The sequence below is a fragment of the Mycetocola zhadangensis genome (genome assembly GCF_003668565.1).
Taxonomy (GTDB): domain Bacteria; phylum Actinomycetota; class Actinomycetes; order Actinomycetales; family Microbacteriaceae; genus Mycetocola_A; species Mycetocola_A zhadangensis.
In genome coordinates this window covers 702,691-727,913 of the sequence record NZ_RCWJ01000001.1, presented here as the reverse complement: position 1 = coordinate 727,913, position 25,223 = coordinate 702,691, and the positions used below count along the sequence as shown (strand labels likewise).

Genomic DNA, 25,223 nt, shown 5'->3' with positions numbered 1-25,223 from the left:
CGACGAACGACTGGACGAACCGGGTCCGGTACGTCAGGAGCGCAGGTACCGAAGCACGGCGAGAACTCGCCTGTGCTCGGAGCCGGAGGCGTCAAGTCCCAGCTTCGAAAAGATCGCCGTGACGTTCTTTTCGACGGCACCGAGCCCGATCACGAGCCGAGCCGCGACACCCTGGTTGTTCAGCCCTTCCGCCATGAGCTGCAGAACCTCTGTCTCTCGTGGCGTCAACGTGACAAGCGGGTCCCTGCGGTGGGAGAGAAGTTCTCGAACCACTTCGGGGTCAAGCACCGTGCCGCCGGCCGCAATGCGAGAAACGGCATCCTGCAGCTCATCGAGTGAGGCGACACGGTCTTTGAGCAGGTATCCGACGCCCCCGGCTGAGGCGCCGAGCAATTCCTCTGCGTAGGTTGCCTCGACGTACTGACTCAGAAGCAGGATGCCAACGCCCGGACGTGACCTTCGAATCTCGATCGCCGCCCGCACTCCCTCATCCCGGTAGGTCGGCGGCATCCGCACGTCCAGGACAACGACGTCCGCGTTCAGGGAGTCCAGCTCGGCGAGCAGGCCCTTCGCGTCACCGAACGAACCAACTGTCTCGAAACCGGCTTCCTCGAAGAGCCGGACGAGGCCCTCCCGCAGCAACACCGAGTCATCGGCGACAGCGACACGGATCGGGGGCGAAGGCTTCGTCATCACCCAGCCAGCATAGGGCTGGGTGTCACCGGTCAATTCCGGGGACGGATGCTGTCACGCGAGTACCGAACCCAGCAGGGCTGTCGACGGTCATCGTGCCGCGGAGACCATTGAGGCGATCGCGGAGTCCGCTCAGCCCGTGCCCCGCATCGAATCGAGCCCCGCCGACACCGTTGTCCACCACCAGAAGGTCCAGCCGTCTATTACCGGTTGCGTCTGTTGGTGCGGTGATGTCGACGCGCACGGCTGTGGCGCTCGAGTGCTTGGACGCGTTCGTCACCAGCTCGGCGACCACAAAGTACGCGTTGCGTTCGATCTCGGCAGGGAGCCGGGTCCCCGGCTCCAGCGAGTTTGTCACCGTGACAGGAATGCTGCTCAGAGCCGTAAACGACTCGATGGCGCTGACCAGACCGCGGTCCTCGAGGATGGGCGGCGCGAACCCGCGAGAGAGTGCCCGGAGCTCTTCAAGGGATGCTTTCGCCTGTCCTCGGGCTTCGACGATGAGGGCTTTGGCGGCTTCAGGGTCTGAGGCCATTCGGCGCTCAGCGGTCGCCAGGTCCATTTGAAGTCGAACAAGCCGCTGCTGCGGACCGTCGTGGATGTCGCGCTCGAGCCGGCGCACCGACTGGTCCTCGGCCGACACCGCTGCGCCACGAGAAGCGGCGAGCGCCGCCACCTCTGTGCGGAGGTCGTCGCTCTGCCAGCGTGACAGGAGCCCGCGCGCGATGGTGTCGTGCAGGAGGGTGAGTCCCCTGGTGACCAACGGGAGTGTTGCGAGGAACACCACTCCGATGCCCAACATGAGAAGAATGTCGGCAGCCGCCGGAGCAACGGGCAGTTCGGCCTGTGGAGCGAAGAAGTTGAAGACCACTTCGCCGAGCCAGATTTGGTCCGGGTCCTGCGGGAGGAACGGCGCCCAAACCCAGTAGGTCAGGCCGCCGAGCGCCGAGGTCAGCCAGGTGATGGTCACCGTCCAGGAGAAGACGCTGAGCACAAACCCGACAAGTCCCGTGTGGAGGAGATAGGTCCAGTAGTGCCCCTGGGCCAGAGGGCCGATCGTCTTGCGCCAGAAGCCCGCGTTCTCGCCAGCCCGGCTCCACGCCGGCCGGGGAATCGGCGCTCTCCCTGCAGCCTCAAGCCGAACAAGCTCGGAGGTGCCGAACGCGCGGGCGACGTAGAGCGCTGCGGTGAGCACGAACAAGCCGACCACAACAACCAGGAGGCCTGCGCCCGCCGAGAAGAGCGTCACGACCACCGAGAACCCGATGACCGCAATCGGCAGCGTGAGAAGAAGGAAGCCCAGTTCGCGCGGCACTCCGCGCCAGAGCGCTCCGTAGCCGTTGGCCTGACGCGGGTCCCTGGTCTCTGGTCCGGTTCCCGCAGTCATATTGTCAAGAGTGGCAGAGATCACACCGGTCTCTGCGGTCATCCCGTTCGGAACATAGTTTGTTGTCATGCATCCAGCCTCGCGATCGGGCGGGGACCCAGGTATCCAGCTGCCACCCGGATCCATCGGGGGGAAAACCCCCGCACCCTCCCCCGGGCACCGTTTTACCTTTTATCACAAGGTAAGCGGAGCCTTGTCTTGCTTGCGTAATGCGCGAGCGTGAGTAGCGTTGCACCCAGAGCGCACCTCAACCAACGCGCAAGTGAAGGGGAACACCATGACAGACATCACCACAGTTTCACAGACCTCCGTCAGCCCTGACGTCGCCGCTGGCGTCGCTCAGTTTCTGAGCCCGGTCGTTCTCGACCTCACCGCACTCGTCGTCAACGGCAAGCAGGCACACTGGCACGTTCGCGGAGCCAACTTCGTCGGAGTCCACGAACTCCTCGACACCATCGTTGAGCACGCGCAGGACTGGGCAGACAGCGCAGCCGAGCGCATCGTCGCACTTGGGCTCCCGGTCGACGCTCGACTGTCGACGGTCGCCGCGAAGACTACAACCGGCGAGCTGACCGCTGGCTTCCAGCAGTCGAACGTCACCATCGCCGAGTTCGTCGCCCAGATCGACGCCGCCCTCACCACTGTGAAGACCGCTGTTGACGAACTCGACGCCATCGACCTCACCAGCCAGGACATCGCTATTGAGATCTCCCGTGGCCTCGAGAAGGACCGCTGGTTCCTCGTCGCCCACGTCGCCAAGTAGCGCGCGTTCCCCGCTCGAGAAGAGGGTCGCCTTCGGGCGGCCCTCTTTTTGCGGTCTACAGCGCCGAGTGCGTGAACCGGCCGTTCAGCAGGGTCGCGGCCACAGGCATCCGTCTGAGTTCATCTGCTGTTGACGACAGCGGGTTCGCGTCGACGATCGCGAGGTCGGCACGGTGGCCAGTCGCGACACGATCGTTCGGAGTGCGTGTGGTCGCGGCAAGCGCTTCAGAAACGGTGATTGATTGTTCCGGATGCCACGGGGCGCGGTTCTGTCTCGACCTTCCGACCGCTGCTGACATGGCAATCCACGGATCGAGTGGAGCGACGGGAGCGTCAGAGCCCAGGGCGAGCGTTGCGCCGGCGTCGAGCAGGCTGCGGAGAACGAAGGCACGTCGTGTCCGGCCTGGCCACAACCGCTCGGCCGCATCTCGGTCGTCCATGGCGTGCTCGGGCTGCACACTGGCGGTCACACCGAGCGCGGCGAATCGAGCAACGTCGGCGTCACGAAGCAACTGCGCGTGCTCGATCGATCCTGTGGCGCCCGTGGCGGCGAATGCATCAAGCGCGAGTGCGTTGGCGCGGTCGCCGATCGCGTGGATGGCACTGTGGAGGCCCCCCGCCCGGGCCCGCCGCATAAGGTCGATGAGTTCGTCCTGCGGCACGGTGAGTACTCCGTGTGCGTCGGGTCGACCGCTCAGTCCCTCATAGTCGTCGTCACAGTAGGCGCTCCGAGTGTTGAGTGAGCCGTCGGTGATCACCTTGAGCGAGCCCACCTCGACGAGGCCGTGGGTGTGCGGAACGATCTGGCCCGTGGACAACCGCTCGGCCAGCGCCCGGTCGAGGTCAGCCGGGTAGATTCCGAAACGAACCCTGAGCGCTGTGCCGCCCGACAGCGCACGCCGCTTCCAGACCTCGAGATTCCACGCCATCTCGAAGTCGACGATACCGACGACACCGCGGGCGGCCGCAGCATCTGCGGCGTCCCTGGCCCACTCGTCGACAGCGATGTCGTCGGCGCGGAGCGCTTTGCTCACCGCGAACGCATCCTCTTCGCGGAGCATGCCTGTGGGGTGCCCAGCGTGCCCGAACCGGATGAGGGCTGCTCTGTTGAGCCAGACGCAGTGCAGGTCGGCGCCGATCAGAACGACACTTCGTCCCTGGGCCGCCCTGTCGAACTCGTCAAGGTTGGGAGGGTCCGGCCACATCGCGTCACGGAACCCGGTGCCAACGAGGGTTTCGCCTGCCGGCAGGTTCGAACCGACAGCGGAAACATACCCGTCGACCAGGCTCACAACGGACGCCGCGGAGGTACTGGTCGTGAGGTCGAGCCGCCGCGACGCGAGCGCCACCTGGGTGAAGTGAACGTGGTGGTCCCACAGCCCTGGCAGAACCCACCGGCCGTCGAGATTTGTGCGTTCCCCTGTCGGGCCTGTTGCGTTCGCCGGTCGGATAGCGGCGATCTGCGCGTCTTCGAGCTCGATGTCGACAGGCTCGCCGTTCGAGCCGACGATGCGGGCGTTCGTCAGGGTTGAGCGGATGCCTGAGCCGGGGCGAGCGGCGCTCAGCCGAAACTCCGTCATCACAAACACTCTCGCGTTGGGTGGGTCATTCCCGGCTCCATCAGCGCTGGCAGTTGGGGCACCAGTACAACTTTCGGGCGCCCATCACCTCGAGCAGGATGTGTGTTCCACAGACGCGGCACGGCAAACCCTCTCGCTTGTAGACCCAGTGCCGGTCGTCGCGGCTGGCCATCGCCCTGCGGTAGTCCTCACCCTCGAGATCGTCCATCGTCATCATCTGGCCGGTCTCGACGCCGATCGGCAACAGTCGCGCCCAGTCGCGCCACAGGCCGCGCACCAGTTCCTCCGGGATCAACTTGCCCGGAGTGTGCGGGTCGATGCGCGATCGGAAGAGCATCTCGGCGCGGTACACGTTGCCGATACCCGAGACGACAGACTGGTCCATGAGCAGAAGGCCGATGGGCGTCGCCTTCTTCCGCACGACGGCGGTGAACCGGTCTTCGGCGGCCGAGCTCGGATCGAGGAGCGGGTCTGGGCCGAGCTTCGCGATCACGGCGTTCACTGCGGTGCTGTCCAGAATTTCGCATGCCGTCGGTCCGCGAAGGTCGGCGACGGCGTGCTTGGTCAGCAGGCGCAGCCGGACCGCACCGACCGGAGGAGGCGGGAAGGTGTCCCATTCCTCACCGGCAAGTCCCTTGGTCTGCTCCGACATTCGCACCCGGGTATTCCGGGGTGCACCGATCGAGTGCAGCGAGTTCTCCCCCGCGTCGTCGAGAATTGCCGCTGCGAGATCGGTTCCGTGCTGGTTGGTCTGTCCCATCCGGCCGTTGGCGCTCGCGATGGTCGCGTCTGCCGTGATTTCACCGGCGAAGTCCCAGGCGCCGTACATGCCGAGGTGTACCCGCAGCCAGAGTTCGTCGTCAAAGTCGAGGAACATCTGCTTGCCGACGGCTTTCACATCGACGAGGGTGCGGCCGGAGAGCACTGAGGCGCCCTCGGCGAACCGCCCCTGCGGACTGGACGCTGTGACCCGCTGTCCCTGGAAGTTCGACCGGAACTGCCGCGCAATGCGGTGGACGGAGTGACCCTCAGGCACGCTAACTCCGTTCGGCGTGAGTCGCGTCGACGCCCTTGCCGACGATCGTGCCCGTCGTCTCGTACTCGGCGAGCTGCGCGATCCTACGGGCGTGGCGTTCGTCGCCCGAGAACGGTTCAGCGACGAACGCGTCGATGAACGACTTCACCTCGTCGAAGGAGTGCTGTCGTGCACCGATCGAGATCACGTTCGCGTCGTTGTGGTCTCGCGCGAGTTTTGCGGTGCTCTCATTCCAGACGAGGGCAGCACGGATGCCACGGACCTTATTCGCGGCGATCTGCTCACCGTTTCCGGAACCACCGAAGACCACTCCGAGGGCGTCCACTCCCGCCTGCTGGTCCTTCACGACGGCCTGGGCCGCATTGATGCAGAATGCCGGGTAGTCGTCGAGGGCGTCGTACTCGACCGGCCCGTGGTCGATGACCTCGTGACCATTGCTGCGGAGGTGCTCCTGGAGTTCGGTGCTGAAATCGAGGCCGGCGTGGTCGGTGGCGATGTGGATGCGCATGCTTCCATTCTGCCGTTCCCCAGCGCCGGCCGTGCTCATCGGTTTCAGTCGAAGATCGGGCCGACCGTGCGGCTGCGCTTGAGTTCGAAGAAACCCGGGAAGGACGCGGCCGCCACGATGCCGTCCCACAGTCGCACGGCGTCGTCACCCTTGGGAGCAGGCGAGAGCACCGGACCGAAGAATGCTGTGCCGTTCACGGCGATCACTGGGGTTCCGACATCCTGGCCGACACGCTCGATGCCGTCGAAGTGGCTTGCGCGCATCTGCGGGTCGTATGCGTCGCCCAAGGAGTGTTCAGCGAACTCCGGTGGCAGGCCCACCTCGGCGAGCGCCTGCGGGATCACGATGTCGGGGTCCTTCGACTCGCCCGGGTGAATCTGCATACCAAGGGCGTCGTACAGCGGCTTCACGATCGCCTGCCCGTACTCTTCCTTCGCTGCGGCTACCAGCCGGGTGTACCGAAGGGCGCGCGGGAAAAACGCCTTGTAGTCGTCCGACACATCCTTGTCCTCGTTGAGCACCGCGAGGCTCATCACGTGCCAGGTCACGTCGAGGTTGCGGGAGGTGGCAACCTCGTCCACCCATCGGGACGTCATCCAGGCCCATGGGCAGGAGGGGTCAAACCAGAAGTCGACTGCTGTAGCGGTATCGGTGCTCATGAGTCCAGCCAATCACGAATTTGGGCGCATCCTCCCCTGATTATCCCGATTGCCAGGCGGGGCCCGGCACTACGCTGGAATCTCGGACACAATCCGACTCGGTCCACAGTTCCCATTGCACTAAGGAGTTCAGCGTTGCCTGGAGAAAACCTCACCCGCGCCGAAGCACAGGAACGGGCATCGCTCGTTTCCACCTCGAGCTACTCGATCACCCTCGACCTCACAACAGGCCCGGAGACCTTCCGGTCAACGACGACCGTCCGCTTCACGGCGACGCCGGGCGCCTCAACCTTCATCGACGCGATCACTCGCACCGTGCACTCGGTGACCCTCAACGGTGTCGACCTTGATCCTGCCGTCGTGAGTGATGGCATCCGTATCGCTCTGGATAACCTGCAGGCGGAAAACGAACTCGTCGTCGACGCCGACATGATCTACATGAACACCGGCGAAGGCCTCCACCGTTTCGTCGACCCCGTCGACAACGAGGTCTACCTATACAGCCAGTTCGAGGTTCCTGACTCGCGCCGGATGTACGCAGTGTTCGAGCAGCCGGACCTCAAGGCGACCTTCCAGTTCACGGTGACCGCGCCCGAGCACTGGGACGTCATCTCGAACTCCCCCACCCCGGAACCCGTCGCCGCCGGCGAAGGCTCGAAGACCTGGACCTTCGAACCGACTCAGCGCATGTCGAGCTACATCACGGCGATCATTGCCGGACCGTACGTCTCTGTGCGCAGCGAACTGACCTCGAGCGATGGACGCACCATTCCGCTCGGTGTGTTCTGCCGTCAGAGCCTTGCCGAATATCTTGACGCTGACTACATCTTCGAGAAGACCCGCCAGGGCTTCGAATACTTCGAGAAGAACTTCGACTACCCGTACCCGTTCCCGAAGTATGACCAGCTCTTCGTTCCCGAGTACAACGCCGGTGCAATGGAGCACGCCGGTGCCGTCACGTTCACGGAGGCGTACGTCTTCCGTTCCAAGGTGACGGATGCCATCAAGGAACGTCGCGTAGTCACGATCCTGCACGAGCTCGCGCACATGTGGTTCGGCGACCTCGTCACCATGAAGTGGTGGAACGACCTCTGGCTCAACGAGTCGTTCGCCGAGTGGGCGTCGACCATCGCTGTCGCCGAGGCCACCGAGTGGACCGGCGCATGGACGACATTCAACGCCATGGAGAAGAGCTGGGCATACAAGCAGGACCAGCTGCCGTCGACGCACCCGATTGTCGCGACCATCAACGACCTTGAGGATGTGCAGGTCAACTTCGACGGCATCACCTACGCCAAGGGGGGCTCAGTACTCAAGCAGCTCGTTGCCTGGGTTGGAATCGAGGCCTTCTACGCCGGTGTCGCTGCCTACTTCAAGAAGCACGAGTACGGCAACACCGAACTCGTTGACCTGCTCAGCGAGCTTGAGGCGGCATCGGGCCGCGACCTCAGCAACTGGGGCAAGCTGTGGCTCGAGACCGCTGGTGTGAACACGTTGCGTCCCGAAATCACCGTCGACGACTCGGGGGTCATCACCTCGTTCGCGGTGCTTCAGTCCGCGGTCGAGGAATATCCGACCATCCGCCCGCACCGCCTGGCGATCGGGTTCTACAACCTCGTCGACGGAAAGCTCGTCCGCGAGCACAGGATCGAGTTGGACGTGGACGGCGAGCGCACCGACGTGACCGAGTTCGTCGGCACGAAGCGCCCCGACTTGGTGTTGCTCAACGACGATGACCTCGCCTACGCGAAGATCCGTCTCGACGACGCGTCACTCGCCGTTGCAACCGAGTCCCTCGCCGCGATCGAGGACCCGCTTGCGCGCTCGCTGGTCTGGGCGGCCGCCTGGGATGCGACTCGTGACGCAGAGACCCCTGCGCGGGACTACGTCCGGCTGGTTCTCGGCAACATCGCAACGGAGACCGAGTCGACAACGATCCGGACGACCCTCAACCAGTTGGTGCTCGCAGCAACGCAGTACGTCGCCCCCGACGCTCGTGACACGGTTCTCGTCGAGATCGGCGACGCGCTCTGGACCCTCGCCCAGGAGGCGGAGGCCGGAAGCGACGCCCAGTTCCAGTTCGTGAAGTTCTTCGCCGGTGTCGCGTCGACCGAGGCACACTTCGACGCGATCCGCGGACTCCGCTCGGGCGACATCAGCCTCGACGGACTGAAAATCGACACCGACCTCGACTGGGAGCTCCTCACAGCGCTAACGGCCGGCGGCGTGGCGGGGAACGACGATGTGAACGCTGCTTTGGCTGGCGACAACACAGCCAACGGTGCAAAGGCTGCAGCGCTCGCTCGCGCCGCCCTCCCGACGCTGGAAGCGAAACGCGCCGCGTGGGCATCCGTTGTCGACATCGACACCGCACCGAACGCCATTGTGCAGTGGACGGGCATCGGATTTCAGCGTGCACGGGACAAGGACGTGCTCGCGTCGTTCATTCCGGATTACTTCGAGATGCTGCAGCGCATCTGGGCCTCGCGCAGCTACAAGATCGCGGAGTACCTCGCTGTGGGCCTGTACCCCGCTCCTCTCGCGAACACAGAACTCCGCGACGCGACGGTGGCGTGGCTCAACCAGAACGCCGAACCGCCTGCGCTTCGCCGGATCGTCGTCGAGAACCTCGCTGGCGTCGAGCGTGCGTTGAAGGCGCAGGAGCGTGACGCGCGGGCGTAGTTCCGCATCGAGGTGCCGTGTGTGCTGTCTGGTTCCCCGGACGGTGCACACGGCACCTTTTTCGTTTAAGACACAGACGGATGCGTCGACGCACGCCACGAAATTCGGCGAGGTGATGCAGGCGGCTGGCCTCCAGCATCCGTTCAGAGCTCTAACGTAAACTCGGTCGCGATGAATATGACTGAATTTTGGCAAGGTGTTGACGCCTTCTTCAAGACCCCCCTTGGCACCCTCGTTTCCATCGTGATCATCATCGTGGGAGCGTTCGCCGCTTCGTGGTTGCTGCACTTCGTGATTCGCCGCGTCGTCGGCCAGATCGTTTCCGGTGTGAAAAAGACCCAGGGTGCTGAAGACACGCAAGCGCTCAACGTGTCTCCGCTCGCCGCGGTTCGACTCGTACAGCGCACACGAACTCTGGGCACTGTCCTCGGAAACATCGTCAACGTGACCGTTGTCGTCGTCACGATCGTTCTGATCGTGAACGAGATAGACCCACAGATTATTGGTTCACTCGCGATCCTGACGGCCGCGCTCGGTGCCGGCCTCGGTTTCGGCGCCCAGAACATCGTCAAGGACGTGCTCAACGGCCTGTTCATGGTGATGGAAGACCAGCTTGGTGTCGGCGACGTCGTCGACCTCGGACCGGCGACCGGTGTAGTTGAACGTGTTGGAATCCGGATCACTCAGGTGCGCGACGTCAACGGAACACTCTGGTTCGTGCGCAACGGTGAGATCCTGCGCGTCGGCAACATGTCACAGGGCTGGGCGCGAGTGATCATCGACCTTGCTGTGCCGTACGACACCGACATCGAGGCCGTCCAGGACACCATGCTCTCGACCGCAACCTCGCTGGCGCAGGACCCCAAGTGGCGCAGCCGAATCCTTGAGCGTCCCGAACTGTGGGGTATCGAATCGATCTCCGAGGAAGCGCTCGTTATTCGACTCGTCGTCAAGACTCGCCCGCCGGCAAAGGACGATGTCGCACGCGAGCTTCGTGCACGTCTCAAATACGCCACCGATGAGATGGGCATCCAGCTGCCGACGCTCAAGAGTGTCGTCCTTGAGGGCTTCGACGGTGCGGCATCGGTCACCGGCGCACGCCCGCCGCGCACCAAGCCGATGAAGGTTGTCAACGAGGCTCCGCACGCGGTGAAGAAAGCCCAACGGAAGGCGCCGCAGAAGCCATGACGAACCTCAATTCGAACACCTTCTACGACGAGGTCGGCGGGCGGGCGACGTTCGAGAAGCTCTCGGTCGAGTTCTATGAGGGCATCGCAAATGACCCTGTGCTCAAGCCGATGTACCCCGAAGACGATCTCGGACCGGCAACCGAGCGGCTCACGATGTTCTTCGAGCAGTACTGGGGCGGACCGTCGACCTACAGTGAGCAGCGCGGGCACCCCAGACTGCGCATGAGGCACATGCCGTTCAAGGTGAACCCGGACGCTCGCGACCGCTGGCTCACGCACATGCGCGCTGCCGTCGCAACTCTAGGACTCTCGCCGTTGCACGAGGCGACCCTCTGGGACTACCTCGAGCGCGCAGCCCAGGCGATGGTCAACACTTTCGAAGAGTAACCCCTCCTGAAGCTCTGATCTCCTACGATGGGTGGCACCGGTCGGCACCGTTGCCACCCGGGATGAAGGAGAACGGATGCCAGTCCCCCTCGATTCCGCCTCGTCCTCTGCCGATGTGATCGTCGTCGGAGCTGGGCTGGCCGGTCTGGTCACCGCTGCCGAACTCTCCGACGCCGGCAGGCAGGTCATCCTGGTCGACCAGGAGCCAGAATCCTCACTTGGCGGCCAGGCCTGGTGGTCGTTTGGCGGGCTCTTCCTCGTCGACTCGCCTGAACAACGCCGCATGGGCATCCACGACTCGCGGGAACTTGCCCTGCAGGACTGGGCGGGAAGCGCCGCTTTCGACCGGCCGGAGGATGACTGGGGCCGCCGATGGGCGGACGCTTACGTCGACTTCGCGGCTGGTGAAAAACGATCGTGGCTGACCGCGCAGGGCCTGAGCTTCTTTCCGGTCGTCGGTTGGGCTGAACGCGGTGGCTACAACGCGGGTGGTCACGGCAACTCTGTTCCGCGGTTCCACATCGTCTGGGGCACCGGTCCTGGCGTTGTCGCGCCATTCCAACGCCGCGTCAGCAACGGGGTGAGGGTCGGACGCATTCGTGTGCTTCACCGTCACCGTGTCGACGAGCTCGTGACGACCAACAGAGCAGTCACCGGTGTGCGTGGCCGTGTGCTCGCGCCATCGAGTGTTCCACGCGGAGTGGCCAGTAGCCGCGACGAGCTCAACGATTTCGAACTACGCGCGGACGCTGTGGTCGTGACAACCGGCGGAATCGGCGGCAATCATGAGCTGGTTCGATCGCAGTGGCCGGCCCACTTGGGTTCTCCGCCAACGCACATGCTGTCGGGAGTACCCGCATCCGTCGACGGCAGAGGCATCGAGATCGCATCCCGCGCGGGCGCCCGTCTGGTCAACGGCGACCGCATGTGGCACTACACGGAGGGAATCACCAATTACGATCCCGTGTGGGCGAGTCATGGCATCCGTATCCTTCCCGGACCGTCCTCGGTGTGGCTTGATGCGACAGGGAAACGACTCCCCGCTCCGCTGTTTCCCGGCTTCGACACTCTCGGCACGCTTGAGCACCTTCGTCGCACAGGACACGATCATTCCTGGTTTGTGCTCACCCAGAAAATCATCGAGAAAGAGTTTGCACTGTCGGGCAGTGAGCAGAACCCGGATCTCACCGACAAAGACCTCAGATTGCTGCTCAAACGTGTCGCTCCGGGCGCTCCAGGACCTGTGGAGGCTTTCAAACAGAAGGGCGAGGACTTCGTGGTCGCCGGCACCCTGCCAGAGCTTGTCGCCGGGATGCGGCGGATAGCGCCGGAGGCACCGCTCGACGGCGGGCAGGTCGAACGGGAGATTCGCCTGCGGGACGCGCAGCTCGACAATGACTTCTCGAAGGACCCGCAAATCACGGCGATCCGTGGTGCGCGCAAATACCTGGGCGACAAACTCATTCGTGTTGCTTCACCACACCGGATTCTGGACCCGAAAGCCGGTCCGCTTATCGCAGTGAAGCTCCACATTCTCACTCGGAAGAGCCTGGGCGGCATTCAGACGGACCTCTCCGGGCGGGCGCTCGGCGCCGCCGGTATGGCGATCCCCGGCCTGTATGCGGCAGGCGAAGCAAGCGGGTTTGGTGGCGGCGGAATGCACGGGTATCGCTCGCTCGAGGGAACGTTTCTTGGCGGATGCCTCTTCACCGGTCGGACTGTCGGCCGCGCCATCCACGCGCAACTCTCCTGACCTCGGCCGGGCATACTGAAAGGATGCCGAGCAGTCCTGTCGCAGACATCGATGTGTCACCCGAACTCGTTCGACGTCTGCTTCGAGCGCAGCATCCTGAGCTCTCTGCGCTGCCTCTCGAACTGGTCACAAACGGGTGGGACAACACGATCTACCGCCTCGGTACCGACCTCGTCGTTCGACTCCCCCGTCGGCAGGTCGCCGCTGAGCTGCTCAGGAACGAGCAGCGCTGGCTGCCCGACATCGCCGCACGGGTCGAGGTTGCGGTGCCACGCCCACTGCGCATCGGCACGCCAACGCCGTGGTTTCCCTGGTTCTGGACCGTGTCCACCTGGTTCGACGGCACCATAGCCGCTTCTCTCCCCCGTTCCGCGCGCGCCGGACTTGCCGAGTCGCTCGCTGGCTTTCTCACGAACGTGCACATACCCGCGCCAGAGGAGGCTCCGAAGAACCGTTTCCGCGGTGTTCCGCTCGAGCATCGACATGCCGACGTGATGAAGCGTCTCGACTCGGACCGCGTTCCGGACGCTGCGGCGGTCTCGGGCGTCTGGCACCGGGCGGTCGCCGCTCCGGCGTGGGACGGCCCACCGCTGTGGCTGCACGGTGATCTCCACCCGGCGAATCTGGTGACTGTCGACGGTTCGTTAGCTGCCGTCCTCGACTTCGGTGACCTGACGGCGGGCGACCCGGCCATGGACCTTGCTGCGGCCTAGCTCGTGTTCGACAGCGCGGGCCGCAAGAACTTTCGGTCGGCCATCTCGCGATCCCAAGCCGTCTCCGAGACGACGTGGCTTCGCGCGCAGGGTTGGGCCCTGTGTGTGGCTACCGCCCTTGTCGTCTACTCCGACGACGCACCTCTATTTCAGCAAATGGGGGCTGAGACCATCGCCGAGGTTCTGGCCGACCAGTCTGCCACCGGTTCGATCGAACGATCACACAACGAGTGACCGAGCGAGAACGTGCCCGCGATACGTGCTGGCTCTCAGCCACTGTCCCGAGGCGAAGAGTGGTACTTCCTCTTCGCCGGCCAGGAAACCAAGGCTCGCTGCTGCGAAGGCGACTCCGGCTGGAACGGCATCGAAGCCCGTGAGCGGCCGGGACCAGACATCCGAGCGCACTCGCTGAACGATCATGTCCCCCGTGTTCGCCGGAATGGCGCGCGCCACTTCACCTGCTCCGTCTCGGGCGGCCAATTCGAGAGCTACACCGCTCAATTCTCCGACCCGACCCCAGCCACCGCGCGGCGGCGAAATTCCGGCCCAACTCGCTGAAACGTCGCTGTCGGGCAGGCTGATCTCGAGTACACCGGCACCGTCGGATTCGATTTTGGCGATCCGATCGCTCAGAGAGGCGGGAGCGATAACACGGTCGAAGTTTGCACCGGATGTCTCGGCGAACGTTCGCAGGCCGAGAACCGTTGGGCTGCGGTCGAGGAGACCTCGCGGCGCGAGCACAGCGGAATAGACGGCGAGGACCCCGCCCCCTGCGATCACGCGAACGGCCGTATCGTCGACAAGTCGGACTCGAGAGAGATACACGGTGAGATCGGCGAGTGCGAGGGGGTCTGTAAGCGCAAATGTGTTGTTCATCTGCTGTCTAAACTACCTAAGAGGCACGGGCGGCACCCCACCCTTGCGCGCGCACCATCGATCGGAGAGCAATGACAGACCCCGTCGCATCCCTCTTGAACGCCCTCAACCTGACAGACACGGGAGCTCGCACGAGCGAAGATATCTTCACGGGGCAATCTCAGTGGATGCCGGGCGGCCGTGTTTACGGCGGGCAGGTGCTCGCTCAGGCGGTCATGGCCGCGAGCCGCACCACCGACGAGTCCCGCATCGTCCACTCGATGCACGGGTATTTCCTGCGCCCGGGCGACGTCAACCAGGACATCACCTTCAGCGTTGATCGAATTCATGATGGTCGTTCATTCTCAACGAGACGCACCCAGGCCTACCAGTCGGGTGTGCCGATTCTTTCGATGATCGCCTCGTTCCAGGACGCCGACGACGGACTGCACCACCAGGCACCGATGCCGGAGGGATACCCAGACCCGGAAAGCCTTCCCACAACGGCCGAGTTGCTCGGCCACATCGATCACCCGGCTGCACGATCATGGGCCAACGATCGTCCATTCGACATCAGGCATGTCCCCTCGCCGATCTATCTGAACGTTCAAAGCGAGCACACCGCGACGAACGCCGTCTGGATCAAGGCGTTCGGCGAGCTTCCCGACGATCCCAGCCTGCACCGTGCCGCCCTGGCGTACGCCAGCGACTACCCGCTGCTTGAGTCGATTCTGCGTAAGCACGGTCTCGCATGGGTCACCCCGAATCTCAAGGTCGCCAGCCTCGACCATGCGATGTGGTGGCACCGTCCGGTCCGCGTGGACGAGTGGCTCCTGTACGTGCAGGAATCACCGAGCGCGTCAGGAGGGCGTGGCCTCGCCCAGGGACGTTTCTACACGCGAGACGGAGTGCTCGTGGCGAGCGTCGCCCAGGAAGGCATGGTGCGAGTGCCGACCGCCCTCGCGACCGAGAGCTAACCGCGCTTGGTGAAGGCCACTGGCTCTTCGAGGTAGCGCGTCCATGCGACGCGCTCCTCGTCGGTGATCCGACGCGGTTTCGAGGTCACGGCGTTCACCAACACAATGGCGCTGGACGCACGGGCGTACAACGGCTGGTCATTTCCCGCCGGTCCGAACACCTCATAGTTCACCTCGAGGCTTGCTCGGCCGAGCTTGCCGATCCACACTTGCACGTCCAACGGCTGGCGCTGGTACGGGATCGGGCGAACATACTCGACCTCATGCCGAGCAATGAGCGTGATGGTGTCAGATCCGGCTTCGGCCTCGATCAGGGCCATGCCGGAGTCCACGTCGCCGCCCTCCTCCTCGCTGCGCCAGAACACCCGCACACGCGCCTCCTCGAGGAGGCGCATGAGCTCCACGTTGTTGACGTGGTTATAAGCGTCGAGGTCGCCCCAACGGAGATGGATCGGGACGTGGACCCGCATTAGTCGCGCGTGAGCTTGCGGTAGGCCGCGCGGCTCGGCTTTGCAGCGTCAGGGCCGAGGCGTTCGATCTTGTTCTCTTCATACGACTCGAAGTTGCCCTCGAACCAGTACCAGTTGGCCGGGTCTTCCTCGGTGCCTTCGTACGAGAGGATGTGCGTCGCAATGCGGTCGAGGAACCACCGGTCGTGGGTGATAACCACCGCACAACCGGGGAACTCGAGCAGTGCATTCTCGAGGCTGCCGAGCGTTTCGACGTCCAGGTCGTTCGTTGGTTCGTCGAGGAGGAGGAGGTTTCCGCCCTGCTTGAGCGTCAGCGCGAGGTTCAGACGGTTGCGTTCTCCACCGGAAAGCACGCCGGCCTTTTTCTGCTGGTCCGGTCCTTTGAAGCCGAACTGCGAGACGTAGGCGCGAGACGGAATCTCGGTCTTCCCGACCTGAATGTAGTCCTGTCCGTCGGAGACAACTTCCCACAGGTTCTTATTCGGGTCGATACCGCCGCGGCTCTGGTCAACATAGGAAATGTCGACCGTCTCGCCGACCTTCAGATCTCCACCGTCGAGCGGCTCAAGTCCGACAATGGTTTTGAACAACGTTGTCTTTCCGACACCGTTGGGGCCGATGACGCCGACGATTCCGTTGCGCGGCAGCGTGAAGCTCAGGTCGCTGATGAGGATGCGCTCCCCGAAGCCCTTCTTGAGGTTCTTCGCGTCGATGACCTGCGCGCCGAGGCGAGGTCCGACCGGGATGACAATCTCTTCGAAGTCGAGTTTGCGAGTGCGTTCCGCCTCGGTCACCATCTCTTCGTAACGGGCGAGACGCGCCTTGGACTTGGCCTGGCGACCCTTCGCGTTTGATCGCACCCACTCAAGCTCTTCAGCAAGTCGCTTGGAAAGCTTCTGGTCCTTTTTGCCCTGGACCTGCAGACGTTCCTGCTTCTTCTCCAGGTAGGTGGAGTAGTTGCCCTCGTATGGATAAAGGTGACCGCGGTCGACCTCCGCGATCCACTCGGCTACGTGGTCGAGGAAGTACCGGTCGTGAGTCACGGCGAGCACAGCGCCTGCGTACTTGGCCAGGTGCTGCTCGAGCCAAAGAACGCTCTCGGCGTCGAGGTGGTTAGTGGGCTCGTCGAGCAGCAGCAAATCGGGCTTCTGCAGGAGAAGCTTGCACAGAGCGACGCGGCGCTTCTCTCCACCCGAGAGGTTGGCTACAGGCAGGTCGCCCGGCGGTGTGCGGAGCGCGTCCATTGCCTGCTCAAGCTGCGAGTCGAGATCCCACGCGTCGGCATGGTCGATCTCTTCCTGAAGGGTGCCCATCTCAGCGAGGAGCGCATCGAAGTCGGCATCAGGCTCCGCCATGGCAAGGGAGATCTCGTTGAAGCGATCAACCTTGGCCTTGATCTCGCCGACGCCCTCCTGGACGTTCTCGAGAACAGTCTTGGTTTCGTCGAGTTCCGGCTCCTGCATCAAGATGCCGACGGAGAATCCGGGGGTCAGCTTGGCTTCACCGTTGCTCGGGGTGTCGAGGCCGGCCATGATCTTCAGGATCGTGGACTTTCCGGCACCGTTTGGTCCCACGACGCCGATTTTGGCGCCGGGGAAGAACGACATTGTGACGTCGTCAAGAATCAGTTTGTCTCCGACGGCCTTGCGAGCCCGGACCATGGAATAAATGTATTCGGCCATATTGCTACCAGTCTATTGGCCTTGTCTTGCCAATGAGACATGTGCCAGTGCCGAGGACCCGACCTACCGTCGAGTGGTAACCGCCAACACCATCTCCGTTTTGCCCGATCAGGCAGTACTCATTCCACTTCACGGAGAACTGGATCGAGTCAGCCGGCTTACCGATGGTAGTTGTGTCAAGCGTCACCTCCATCGCTGCCTTGTCGAAACCGGCAGCGACGAGACCATCAACGAAGGCCCGCCCGTCTGAGGCCGGGTTCGCGGCCAGGGTCTGAGCGTTGACGTGGTCGAAGTACGGCAGGTTCTCTTCTGCGGAGCCCGACGGCAACAGCACCGGCGTTGTCGGCTCTGCGACCGGAGCCTCGGTCGTCGTCGGCGGCTTCGCAGGGGTCGACGACGTTGCTGCGTCCGGAGTTGAGCATCCGGTAAGTACCAAGCCAGCGATCAGAACGGCGCCAATCCCAGATACTGCTCGGGTCCTGAATCGCACGCCCTGATTCGCCACGCCATCTCCCCTATGTCTGTCGTGATCGACCCATCCCAGTAGACGCGCCGCTTGCCTTCGAGTCTAGAACGGGAACCCGACGGGGGAATTGCGTCTGTGTTGTGCACCGCCGCGGACCTGGCAGGCCCCGCCGCTTGTGTGTCTTTCGGCGGTCAAGCGGGGAACTCAGCGTGCGATGCCGCCGGGCGTCTCTCTTCATCCGTATACGACTGTGCCTCTTCGTCGGGGAAAGGCGGTGCGTCTTCATCTGCATAAACCGGTGTTTCATCGCCAGTGTATGGCTGGTGCGTTCCGGCCTCCGTGGGAGCGCCCAGGCTGCCCGGCACTGCGACGTCCCAGGGGCCCTGGTCGCTGTTCGGAGTCGTGGATCGCGGTTCCGATTGACCCACTTCGGGTCTGTGATACCCGTCAACGATCGCCTGTTCCTCGGGCTGCTCATCCGTTCCGGAGTCTGGGGTCAGGGCTGAGTCTTTCGCTGGGGTCCGTATATATCGCGCTGTGCCCCACGCGAGGTCGTGGCCGACACACTCTGCATCGATATCGACGGCAAGACCACTCCTGTCCTCCTTCTCCCACCGACGCACGCGCAGCCGACCTTTCACGATCACACGGTCGCCCTTGTTGACCGACTGGTGAACGTTGTTGGCGAGGTACCGGAAAGTGGAAACCGTGTACCAGTTGGTGTCACTGTCCACCCACGTTCGAGTGTTCCTGTCGAAGTACCGCTGGGGGGACCCCAATCGAAAGCTGACCATGTCAACGCCGTCGCGGATCCTCCGATGTACGGGAACCGTTGCGACAAAGCCGGTGAAACTAATGCTGTCTGTCATGAAGATCTCCCAACTCGACTACACACGCAGAACCTCTGGTGCGAACGATCCCGGGGACGACCCTCGTGCCGGACCGCCATCCCCGGGACCATGCATTCGAGTGTGCGTGGAAGCTTCCGCGCCGTCACGCCTCTCCCCGCATCAGTGGGAAACGTGCGTCTCGGGTGGGAGTGGGGAGGAGTTCCATGGATTCCCACTACGACATCCTCGCCACCACTAGCATTTCCTCATGACTTACGAGCCAGCTGGGAATCGATACGACGAAATGCAGTACGCGAGAACCGGAAGAAGCGGACTACTGCTCCCCCGCGTTTCCTTGGGTTTTTGGCACAATTTCGGCGATAGTCGTGGAATCGAAGCCCAGCGGGCGATCGTTCGTCGCGCATTCGATCTGGGCATCACCCACTTCGACCTCGCAAACAACTACGGACCGCCACCCGGTTCAGCCGAGCGAAACTTCGGACGCATACTGGCTGAGGACCTCCGTGCGCACCGCGACGAGATCATCATCTCGACCAAGGCGGGCTACGACATGTGGTCGGGGCCTTACGGGCAGTGGGGCTCACGGAAGTCGCTCCTTGCATCACTTGATCAAAGCCTCAACCGCATGGGCATCGACTACGTCGACATTTTCTACTCGCACCGTCCCGACCCCGAGACCCCGATCGAGGAAACGATGGGGGCCCTTGCCTCCGCGGTCCAGTTGGGGAAGGCTCTCTACGCGGGCGTCTCGAACTATTCACCCGAACAGACGAAACGCGCCGCCGCGGCACTCGCTGAACACAAGGTGCCGCTTCTCATCCATCAACCGAGCTATTCGATGTTCAACCGCCACGTCGAAGACGGCTTGTTGCAGGTACTCGACGAGGTGGGTGCTGGCTCAATCGTGTTCTCACCCCTTGCGCAGGGGATGTTGACTGACCGTTACCTCGACGGCACAGTCCCGGCTGGGTCGCGGGCCGCCACGAGCCATTTCCTGCCTGCGGAACGCATCTCGGCGACTTACCTTGAACGAGCACGCGCTTTGAACGCCGTGGCGTCCGATCGCGGACAAACTCTGGCGCAGATGGCGCTGACCTGGGTGCTCCGACACCCGCAGGTGACCTCGGCGCTCATCGGTGCGAGCTCTGTCGCCCAGTTGGAGCAGAACGTGGCAGCGCTCTCGGCCCCGGCGCTCAGCACCGAAGAACTTGCTGCCATCGAGCCGCACGCCGTCGACGGCACGGGACTCAACTAGCCATCCCCGCGGCCGTCCTCGCCGATGTCAGTGGTGACCCATACCGTGTAGTTACCACATCAGCGACGGGGCCGGCCGCAAACAGGGAGGCATCATGGGCATTGCAACTGGCACACCGCAGGCAGAAACACTTCGCACATACGCGGGCGTCGAACTCGTGAGCGTGCACGACGGCCTGTGGCGCGTTCGCCGCAGGGACGGTCGCATTCTCGGACACGTTGAACGCTCAAACACGGCCGCAGGGGACGTTTATATCGCCAAGCGCTTCCACGCTGTTCGGGCTTCGTTCCTTTCGCTTGGACAATTCTGGAACATTCAGGACGCCGTTGACTGCCTCCGATAGAGATCCAGCCCGGACGCCGAACCTCCTAAAAGTGCGACACGGCGCGGAATTGCCCGCCTAGCACCCCTCGCGAAGGTAGCCTTCGGCACATGGAATGGCTGAATGAATTCGTAAGCTGGCTCACCGCAACTGATACGCGACCGGTGCTCTTCACCGCCGCTGTCATCTTTATTGCGATCATCGTCTCGGCGTTGCTGGCAGCGTCGATTACCAAGGCCGCCGTTCGCCGGCTCATCGCTCAGCGCGATCGCGATCTCAAGACAGCAGCGATTGCTGCACTCGTGGACGCCTCGACCGAAGCGGCAGCGTGGAACTCGCTGACGCTGCAGGAGCAGGCGCTCGCTGACCGCGCTGTCGCCCAGGCTGATATTCAGTTGCGCTTGCTGCCGATCAAGGGCGCATCGACCGCCGCGAACTGGTCTGCTCACCAGCTCGCCGAGATGAAGCGTAACTCCGCAACGTTCGGTTACGAGCTCGGACCTGTCGTCGCCGAGTTCCGCGATCGCCTTGTTGAGTGGCAGAACAAACCGAACCGCGCCAAGCGCGTCTTCGAGAGCGACCTCGAGCGTTGGCGGTTCGAAAACACGGCGAACGAAAAGACGTTGCTCGCCGAGCAGGATGCCTGGGCTACCCGCCAGCACCACGAGAAGTACGCAGCCGAAGAGTCGGTTGATAAGTCGATAACCGCGGAATCACCCGTTGCACCCGCGGCGTTCTCCCGTACGGAGACCGACGTTCCCGACACGACAACACAGAAACTCATCGACGACGTTGCGGCCATGGACGTCGCGCGCTCGACCGCTACCGGAACCGACGAGAAGAAGCTGGCCTAGCCACCCACGCCGTTCCAAAATGAAAGCCGGTTCCGCCTGTTCGCGGAGCCGGCTTTCATATGTCGGTGAACTATCGCCACCAGCCGTCGGCTGGCTCGACCGGCGTCGTGCGCTTGTGCCGGGTGGCAAGGAAGCGCGCTTCAAGGGCTTCGGCAACGTGCCCCGGAATGTCGCGACCCTCGAGGTAGTCGTCGATGTGCTCGTAGCTCAAGCCCAGGTTCGCCTCATCGGTCTGGCCAGGCTGCTCGTCAAGCAGGTCCGCCGTTGGGAGCTTTTCGTAGAGTCGAGCGGGCGCACCGAGGAACTTCAACAGCTCCTTACCCTGCCGCTTCGTCAGACCAGACAGCGGAACGATGTCCGCACCGCCGTCGCCGAACTTCGTAAAAAATCCCGTGACCGCCTCCGCCGCGTGGTCGGTGCCGACGACCAGCATTCCGTCCTGACCGGCGAGGGCATACTGCGCGATCATGCGTGCTCGCGCCTTGACGTTACCTTTGTTGAAGTCTGTGATGGCAGCCCCCGTGGCGTCTATGAACTCCGCTTCGAAGCCGTCGACTCCCCGCTTCACGTTGAAAGTGACCACCCGCTGCGGTTGGATGAATTCCAGGGCGAGCTGCGCGTCTTCCTCGTCGTGTTGCACACCGTAGGGCAGGCGCACGGCGACGAACGAGACCTTCACGTCGTCCTCGGCCAGTTGCTCGACCGCAAGTTGGCAGAGCCTCCCTGCGAGGGAGGAGTCCTGGCCCCCGCTGATTCCGAGGACAAGCCCGCGAGCACCGGATGCCGTCAGATAGTCAGCGAGGAAGTCCACACGCCTGCGCGCCTCTGCCTCGGGATCGATCTCGGGACGAACGTGCAGTTCGGAAATGATCTGTTTCTGGAGTTCTCGCATGACAGTAATCTACCCATCCGTCGTTACAGCCGAATGACAAATTCGATGCTCGGACGGGCGCACTCGCGGCGCGGCATATTTCGCATGGCGAGCGAGCGTCGCCGATGATTTGGTGCCCCCGGCAGGATTCGAACCTGCGACCAAGAGATTAGAAGGCTCCTGCTCTATCCCCTGAGCTACGGAGGCGGGCGTTCCTCAGGATACCGCAGGCCGACGGGCCACAGCACCGGCACGACGGCCGTGCTTCGCGGTCACGGATACCATGGAGACCATGAGCACTGTGAGCGACCGACTTGTATGGATCGACTGCGAAATGACGGGACTCGACATCGACAACGACGAACTCGTCGAAATCGCTGTCGTGATCACCGACTACGACCTCAAGCCGGTCGACGACGGACTTGACATTGTGATCAAGCCCGATGACTCTGCCCTGGCGAACATGGGTGAGTTCGTCACCAACATGCACACGTCCTCCGGTCTTCTCGAAGAGATCCCCCACGGCATCAGCGTCGCAGACGCCGAGTACCAGGTCCTCGAATATGTGCTGTCGCACATCCCCGCGGAACAACGTGCGCCCCTCGCGGGAAACTCGATCGGAACGGACCGTGCGTTTCTGACCAAGTTCATGCCGCGGCTCGACGCGCAGCTGCATTACCGCAACGTCGACGTGTCGTCGATCAAAGAACTTGCTCGCCGTTGGTACCCCCGTGCGTATTTCAATGCTCCGTCCAAGGACGGCGGGCACCGGGCCCTCGCTGACATTCTCGAGTCGATCCGCGAGCTTGCCTACTACCGGGAAGCGGTCTTCGTTCCGCAGCCCGGACCAACATCCGATCAAGCAAAATCGGCCGCAGAGGGCGTTGTGAACAAATACGCTCCAATCATGTAATAGACTTTCAGGGTTGCAATCGCCAGGTTGAAAAACCAGACGATGCGCATGGTGGGTATAGCTCAGTTGGTAGAGCGCCTGGTTGTGGTCCAGGAGGTCGCGGGTTCAAGCCCCGTTACTCACCCCAAGGAAGACCCGCGCGGATACAGCGCATTCGGGTCGGATCGGCCGCAGTTTCGTGTATGACCTCGACGCCGACAGGTTCGAAGCCCTCGTGGGCGAGATTTTTGATGAGCTTCCAGACGATATGGTCGACGGACTCGACAACGTCGCGATCGTGATCGAGGATCTGCCAGAGGACGGCTCACTCGACCTTCTCGGTCTGTACTCAGGCATCGCTCTCACGGATCGTGGACAATACGGGTTTGGCGAGTTGCCAGACATGATCAGCATCTACCGTGAACCGCTCCTCGCCATCGTCGACACCGAAGACGAACTGCGGACACAGGTCCGAATCACCCTTGTGCACGAGATCGCCCATTTTTACGGCATCGACGACGAGGAATTGCATTCGCTCGGCTGGGGCTAACAGCTAAAGCGTTCCCGCCGGGTTAGCCTGAATTCCGTGACAAAGTCAGGCGGTACAAAATGGGCGTAGCTCGAGGTTTCGGAATCTTCGCCGGAACGCTGGTTATTCTCGGGGCTGGAGTCTACGGACCGGCAACGCTCGTGGGTCCGCTACCGGCAGCATCCGTCAGCAATCTTCCCGCAGCATCGCCGGACGCCACTGCCGTCCCGCCGGCGCTCCCGATGACCGGCGCGAGTGCCGTAGTCGAGGGCGCGGATTTGGCCCCGATCGCCGTCGCCGGGGAAGCAACTCCCGTACCGATGGCTGGCATCACCAAAACCATCACCGCGCTCGTAGTCCTCGATGCGAAACCACTCGCCGATGGTGAGCCGGGTGGAACCGTTCCGATCACCACAGATGACTACCTGGCTTACATCGACTACCGCGACGCGGGCACCCGGACCGTGACGGTGTACACGGAAGATCAGTGGACCGAGCGCGAGATGCTGCAGGCCATGCTTCTTGGTTCGAGCAATAACCACGCAGACACATTCGCCCGGTGGGCTTTCGGTTCAACCGAGGCCTATGTGGAGGCCGCGAACGCGTGGCTGGACGAGAACGGAATGACCGAAACGACGGTCGTCGACGCGACCGGCCTCGACGAGGGCAGCGTCGGCACTGCGGCGGATCTGTCCCGCCTCGCTGCGCTCGCGCTCACCGACCCAGCAATTTCTTCGGTACTCGCAGAGCCGGTCACCGGCCTGCCAAGTCGCCGTGGGATCACGAATACGACAACCTACCTGCCGGAGCAGCAGGTTGTTGGAATCTCGCGCAGCTATACGGACGCCGCCGGAATCTGCCTGCTGTTTGCCGGGGACGTTTCGGTCGAGGGAGAGTCGTACCGGTTCTATGGTGCCTTCCTCCGACAGCCCGACTGGGAGAGCCTGGAAAGCGGCGTCGTAGCGCTGATGGAGAGCGCGCGCGCCGGCGTGACCCCGACTCCCGTTCTGCCCGAGAACAGTCCGGTTGTGACCTTCACGACCCCCTGGGGCGAGTCCGCGAACGGCGTGTCAGGCGCCACCCCGGCCCGGCTCCGATGGGGAGCAGCCGCCCCGACGATCGAGGTCAACGCCGATCGGGTCACGATCGGCGGTACCGGTGCGAAGGTTGGGAGCATTACGGTCGTCGACGGATCGACCTCAGCGAAAACCTCGCTGACACTGGATCGAGCCATTACCGACCCCGGAGTGTTCTGGCGGTTGTCCCACCCCGTCCCCGTGATCAGTTCGCTGATCGATTCTCTGAAGGACTAGCTCGCACGCAGGACGAGCTTCGCTGAGGACACCGGGTCTTCGTCTCGAACGAATCGAGCGAACTGCTGATCCCAGTCGTCCCAGTGTGCGTCGAACGCACCGTCATCGCGGGCAAGCGCGCGTTCCTTGCGCACTGCGTCATCGGCGTCGAGCCAGACCGTGACCGTCGCCAGTGCGGCTGAGGCCCGGGTCAGGACACCGCAGCCCTCAACAAGCAACGGAAGGGCCGACGGAACGTCGTGCCACTCAGCCGGAGCGTCCAGTGTCCAGTCGTGCCGCTGCCAGCGCGCGTTCTGATTCAGGCTCCGCGGCTCGAGCACCCGGGTTCGCACGTGCTCACCGGCCGCGGCCAGGCCACCCCAGCCTGGGTAGATGTCATCCATGCGTATGAGTGTCGGTTTCTCGGCCGCTGGCCAGTTCTCAACGATCGCGTCGGCCAGCGTCGACTTCCCTGCCCCGCTTGGGCCGTCGATAAGGAGCACATCGGCTCCCTGAACATCAACACGGGACAGAATGTGTGCGACAGCGAGGTCCAT

The 25,223-nt window shown here is 63.3% G+C and carries 27 protein-coding genes and 2 tRNA genes; 15 read left to right on the top strand and 14 right to left on the bottom strand.

Features of this window, described 5'->3' with window-relative positions:
- Positions 1-33 precede the first annotated feature (33 nt).
- Complete coding sequence (locus D9V28_RS03490) at positions 34-693, bottom strand: response regulator transcription factor (RefSeq protein ID WP_121658884.1); 660 nt, start codon at positions 691-693, stop codon at positions 34-36.
- Between the two features lie 25 nt (positions 694-718).
- Positions 719-2,149: a sensor histidine kinase gene (locus tag D9V28_RS03485; protein WP_229727714.1), complete on the bottom strand. Its 1,431-nt coding sequence runs from the start codon at positions 2,147-2,149 to the stop codon at positions 719-721.
- A 208-nt stretch (positions 2,150-2,357) separates the two neighbouring features.
- Here D9V28_RS03485 and D9V28_RS03480 point away from each other — a divergent pair, with 208 nt between their 5' ends.
- Positions 2,358-2,843 carry a Dps family protein gene (locus D9V28_RS03480; protein ID WP_121658284.1) on the top strand — a complete coding sequence of 162 codons (486 nt, stop codon included), beginning with the start codon at positions 2,358-2,360 and terminating at the stop codon, positions 2,841-2,843.
- A gap of 55 nt (positions 2,844-2,898) precedes the next feature.
- Here the strand turns inward: D9V28_RS03480 and D9V28_RS03475 are convergent, their stop codons facing one another.
- Genes D9V28_RS03475 through D9V28_RS03460 form a run of 4 tightly spaced genes read right to left on the bottom strand, consistent with a single transcriptional unit; the run spans position 2,899 to position 6,625 of the window.
- Entirely contained in the window at positions 2,899-4,422 is a 1,524-nt protein-coding gene (locus D9V28_RS03475) for an amidohydrolase (RefSeq protein WP_121658283.1), read from the bottom strand.
- 40 nt (positions 4,423-4,462) lie between these two features.
- Positions 4,463-5,458: an Fpg/Nei family DNA glycosylase gene (locus D9V28_RS03470; protein ID WP_121658282.1), complete on the bottom strand. Its 996-nt coding sequence runs from the start codon at positions 5,456-5,458 to the stop codon at positions 4,463-4,465.
- A 1-nt stretch (position 5,459) separates the two neighbouring features.
- Positions 5,460-5,966 (bottom strand): ribose-5-phosphate isomerase, encoded by a 507-nt coding sequence (locus D9V28_RS03465; RefSeq protein WP_121658882.1) that lies wholly within the window; start codon positions 5,964-5,966, stop codon positions 5,460-5,462.
- Between the two features lie 44 nt (positions 5,967-6,010).
- Entirely contained in the window at positions 6,011-6,625 is a 615-nt protein-coding gene (locus D9V28_RS03460; protein WP_121658281.1) for a mycothiol-dependent nitroreductase Rv2466c family protein, read from the bottom strand.
- A gap of 135 nt (positions 6,626-6,760) precedes the next feature.
- Here D9V28_RS03460 and pepN point away from each other — a divergent pair, with 135 nt between their 5' ends.
- From pepN to D9V28_RS16215, 6 genes are all read left to right on the top strand, one after another.
- A complete protein-coding gene (gene pepN / locus D9V28_RS03455) occupies positions 6,761-9,307 on the top strand; it encodes an aminopeptidase N (protein ID WP_121658280.1) in 2,547 nt (848 codons plus the stop codon).
- A 177-nt stretch (positions 9,308-9,484) separates the two neighbouring features.
- Positions 9,485-10,495 (top strand): mechanosensitive ion channel family protein, encoded by a 1,011-nt coding sequence (locus tag D9V28_RS03450; protein WP_229727713.1) that lies wholly within the window; start codon positions 9,485-9,487, stop codon positions 10,493-10,495.
- A complete protein-coding gene (locus tag D9V28_RS03445; RefSeq protein ID WP_121658278.1) occupies positions 10,492-10,884 on the top strand; it encodes a globin in 393 nt (130 codons plus the stop codon). The genes D9V28_RS03450 and D9V28_RS03445 overlap by 4 nt, the downstream gene beginning before the upstream one ends.
- 76 nt (positions 10,885-10,960) lie before the next feature.
- A complete protein-coding gene (locus tag D9V28_RS03440) occupies positions 10,961-12,637 on the top strand; it encodes an FAD-binding dehydrogenase (RefSeq protein WP_121658277.1) in 1,677 nt (558 codons plus the stop codon).
- Positions 12,638-12,660: 23 nt separating this feature from the next.
- Positions 12,661-13,350, top strand: coding sequence for an aminoglycoside phosphotransferase family protein (locus D9V28_RS03435; RefSeq protein WP_229727712.1), 690 nt, complete (start codon positions 12,661-12,663; stop codon positions 13,348-13,350).
- A gap of 3 nt (positions 13,351-13,353) precedes the next feature.
- On the top strand, positions 13,354-13,584 hold the full coding sequence (locus tag D9V28_RS16215) for a hypothetical protein (RefSeq protein ID WP_229727711.1): 231 nt from the start codon (positions 13,354-13,356) through the stop codon (positions 13,582-13,584).
- Here D9V28_RS16215 and D9V28_RS03430 read toward each other — a convergent pair.
- Complete coding sequence (locus tag D9V28_RS03430) at positions 13,570-14,226, bottom strand: DUF8185 domain-containing protein (protein WP_121658276.1); 657 nt, start codon at positions 14,224-14,226, stop codon at positions 13,570-13,572. The genes D9V28_RS16215 and D9V28_RS03430 overlap by 15 nt on opposite strands.
- Positions 14,227-14,297: 71 nt before the next feature.
- Between D9V28_RS03430 and D9V28_RS03425 the strand changes: the two genes are divergently transcribed.
- Positions 14,298-15,182 carry an acyl-CoA thioesterase gene (locus D9V28_RS03425; RefSeq protein WP_121658275.1) on the top strand — a complete coding sequence of 295 codons (885 nt, stop codon included), beginning with the start codon at positions 14,298-14,300 and terminating at the stop codon, positions 15,180-15,182.
- On the opposite strand, the gene D9V28_RS03420 is transcribed toward D9V28_RS03425, so the two are convergent.
- From D9V28_RS03420 to D9V28_RS03405, 4 genes are all read right to left on the bottom strand, one after another.
- A complete protein-coding gene (locus tag D9V28_RS03420; protein ID WP_121658274.1) occupies positions 15,179-15,652 on the bottom strand; it encodes an acyl-CoA thioesterase in 474 nt (157 codons plus the stop codon). The two genes, D9V28_RS03425 and D9V28_RS03420, sit on opposite strands and share 4 nt — an antisense overlap.
- A complete protein-coding gene (gene ettA, locus D9V28_RS03415) occupies positions 15,652-17,334 on the bottom strand; it encodes an energy-dependent translational throttle protein EttA (RefSeq protein WP_121658273.1) in 1,683 nt (560 codons plus the stop codon). The genes D9V28_RS03420 and ettA overlap by 1 nt, the downstream gene beginning before the upstream one ends.
- A 4-nt stretch (positions 17,335-17,338) precedes the next feature.
- Entirely contained in the window at positions 17,339-17,839 is a 501-nt protein-coding gene (locus tag D9V28_RS03410; protein WP_229727710.1) for a DUF6993 domain-containing protein, read from the bottom strand.
- A 152-nt stretch (positions 17,840-17,991) separates the two neighbouring features.
- Positions 17,992-18,669: a single-stranded DNA-binding protein gene (locus D9V28_RS03405; RefSeq protein ID WP_121658272.1), complete on the bottom strand. Its 678-nt coding sequence runs from the start codon at positions 18,667-18,669 to the stop codon at positions 17,992-17,994.
- Between the two features lie 229 nt (positions 18,670-18,898).
- Between D9V28_RS03405 and mgrA the strand changes: the two genes are divergently transcribed.
- From mgrA to D9V28_RS03390, 3 genes are all read left to right on the top strand, one after another.
- A complete protein-coding gene (gene mgrA, locus D9V28_RS03400) occupies positions 18,899-19,906 on the top strand; it encodes an L-glyceraldehyde 3-phosphate reductase (protein WP_121658271.1) in 1,008 nt (335 codons plus the stop codon).
- 94 nt (positions 19,907-20,000) lie between these two features.
- Positions 20,001-20,249, top strand: a complete 249-nt coding sequence (locus tag D9V28_RS03395; protein ID WP_121658270.1) for a hypothetical protein — start codon at positions 20,001-20,003, stop codon at positions 20,247-20,249.
- Between the two features lie 89 nt (positions 20,250-20,338).
- Complete coding sequence (locus D9V28_RS03390) at positions 20,339-21,082, top strand: hypothetical protein (RefSeq protein WP_121658269.1); 744 nt, start codon at positions 20,339-20,341, stop codon at positions 21,080-21,082.
- Positions 21,083-21,152: 70 nt separating this feature from the next.
- Here the strand turns inward: D9V28_RS03390 and nadE are convergent, their stop codons facing one another.
- Complete coding sequence (nadE, locus tag D9V28_RS03385) at positions 21,153-21,974, bottom strand: ammonia-dependent NAD(+) synthetase (RefSeq protein ID WP_121658268.1); 822 nt, start codon at positions 21,972-21,974, stop codon at positions 21,153-21,155.
- Positions 21,975-22,084: 110 nt separating this feature from the next.
- Positions 22,085-22,160, bottom strand: a tRNA-Arg gene (locus D9V28_RS03380).
- 85 nt (positions 22,161-22,245) lie between these two features.
- On the opposite strand from D9V28_RS03380, the gene orn reads away from it, so the two are divergent.
- From orn to D9V28_RS03360, 4 genes are all read left to right on the top strand, one after another.
- Positions 22,246-22,866, top strand: coding sequence for an oligoribonuclease (gene orn / locus D9V28_RS03375; RefSeq protein ID WP_121658880.1), 621 nt, complete (start codon positions 22,246-22,248; stop codon positions 22,864-22,866).
- Positions 22,867-22,917: 51 nt separating this feature from the next.
- Positions 22,918-22,993 (top strand) — tRNA-His (locus tag D9V28_RS03370).
- A 51-nt stretch (positions 22,994-23,044) separates the two neighbouring features.
- Positions 23,045-23,395 (top strand): metallopeptidase family protein, encoded by a 351-nt coding sequence (locus tag D9V28_RS03365; protein ID WP_229727709.1) that lies wholly within the window; start codon positions 23,045-23,047, stop codon positions 23,393-23,395.
- A gap of 59 nt (positions 23,396-23,454) precedes the next feature.
- Positions 23,455-24,687, top strand: a complete 1,233-nt coding sequence (locus D9V28_RS03360; RefSeq protein WP_121658267.1) for a D-alanyl-D-alanine carboxypeptidase family protein — start codon at positions 23,455-23,457, stop codon at positions 24,685-24,687.
- Here the strand turns inward: D9V28_RS03360 and D9V28_RS03355 are convergent.
- The gene (locus D9V28_RS03355; protein ID WP_121658266.1) at positions 24,684-25,223 is read right to left on the bottom strand and encodes a nucleoside/nucleotide kinase family protein; all 540 of its coding nucleotides are present in this window, start codon (positions 25,221-25,223) and stop codon (positions 24,684-24,686) included. The two genes, D9V28_RS03360 and D9V28_RS03355, sit on opposite strands and share 4 nt — an antisense overlap.

Bases quoted from the DNA above. Each gene is read 5' to 3' on its own strand.
- D9V28_RS03490 (WP_121658884.1), bottom strand. From the start codon at position 693: ATGACGAAGCCTTCGCCCCCGATCCGTGTCGCTGTCGCCGATGACTCG.
- D9V28_RS03485 (WP_229727714.1), bottom strand. From the start codon at position 2,149: ATGACAACAAACTATGTTCCGAACGGGATGACCGCAGAGACCGGTGTG.
- D9V28_RS03480 (WP_121658284.1), top strand. From the start codon at position 2,358: ATGACAGACATCACCACAGTTTCACAGACCTCCGTCAGCCCTGACGTC.
- D9V28_RS03475 (WP_121658283.1), bottom strand. From the start codon at position 4,422: ATGACGGAGTTTCGGCTGAGCGCCGCTCGCCCCGGCTCAGGCATCCGC.
- D9V28_RS03465 (WP_121658882.1), bottom strand. From the start codon at position 5,966: ATGCGCATCCACATCGCCACCGACCACGCCGGCCTCGATTTCAGCACC.
- D9V28_RS03460 (WP_121658281.1), bottom strand. From the start codon at position 6,625: ATGAGCACCGATACCGCTACAGCAGTCGACTTCTGGTTTGACCCCTCC.
- D9V28_RS03450 (WP_229727713.1), top strand. From the start codon at position 9,485: ATGACTGAATTTTGGCAAGGTGTTGACGCCTTCTTCAAGACCCCCCTT.
- D9V28_RS03445 (WP_121658278.1), top strand. From the start codon at position 10,492: ATGACGAACCTCAATTCGAACACCTTCTACGACGAGGTCGGCGGGCGG.
- D9V28_RS03440 (WP_121658277.1), top strand. From the start codon at position 10,961: ATGCCAGTCCCCCTCGATTCCGCCTCGTCCTCTGCCGATGTGATCGTC.
- D9V28_RS03435 (WP_229727712.1), top strand. From the start codon at position 12,661: ATGCCGAGCAGTCCTGTCGCAGACATCGATGTGTCACCCGAACTCGTT.
- D9V28_RS03430 (WP_121658276.1), bottom strand. From the start codon at position 14,226: ATGAACAACACATTTGCGCTTACAGACCCCCTCGCACTCGCCGATCTC.
- D9V28_RS03425 (WP_121658275.1), top strand. From the start codon at position 14,298: ATGACAGACCCCGTCGCATCCCTCTTGAACGCCCTCAACCTGACAGAC.
- D9V28_RS03420 (WP_121658274.1), bottom strand. From the start codon at position 15,652: ATGCGGGTCCACGTCCCGATCCATCTCCGTTGGGGCGACCTCGACGCT.
- ettA (WP_121658273.1), bottom strand. From the start codon at position 17,334: ATGGCCGAATACATTTATTCCATGGTCCGGGCTCGCAAGGCCGTCGGA.
- D9V28_RS03405 (WP_121658272.1), bottom strand. From the start codon at position 18,669: ATGACAGACAGCATTAGTTTCACCGGCTTTGTCGCAACGGTTCCCGTA.
- mgrA (WP_121658271.1), top strand. From the start codon at position 18,899: ATGACTTACGAGCCAGCTGGGAATCGATACGACGAAATGCAGTACGCG.
- D9V28_RS03395 (WP_121658270.1), top strand. From the start codon at position 20,001: ATGGGCATTGCAACTGGCACACCGCAGGCAGAAACACTTCGCACATAC.
- D9V28_RS03390 (WP_121658269.1), top strand. From the start codon at position 20,339: ATGGAATGGCTGAATGAATTCGTAAGCTGGCTCACCGCAACTGATACG.
- nadE (WP_121658268.1), bottom strand. From the start codon at position 21,974: ATGCGAGAACTCCAGAAACAGATCATTTCCGAACTGCACGTTCGTCCC.
- orn (WP_121658880.1), top strand. From the start codon at position 22,246: ATGAGCACTGTGAGCGACCGACTTGTATGGATCGACTGCGAAATGACG.
- D9V28_RS03360 (WP_121658267.1), top strand. From the start codon at position 23,455: ATGGGCGTAGCTCGAGGTTTCGGAATCTTCGCCGGAACGCTGGTTATT.
- D9V28_RS03355 (WP_121658266.1), bottom strand. From the start codon at position 25,223: ATGGACCTCGCTGTCGCACACATTCTGTCCCGTGTTGATGTTCAGGGA.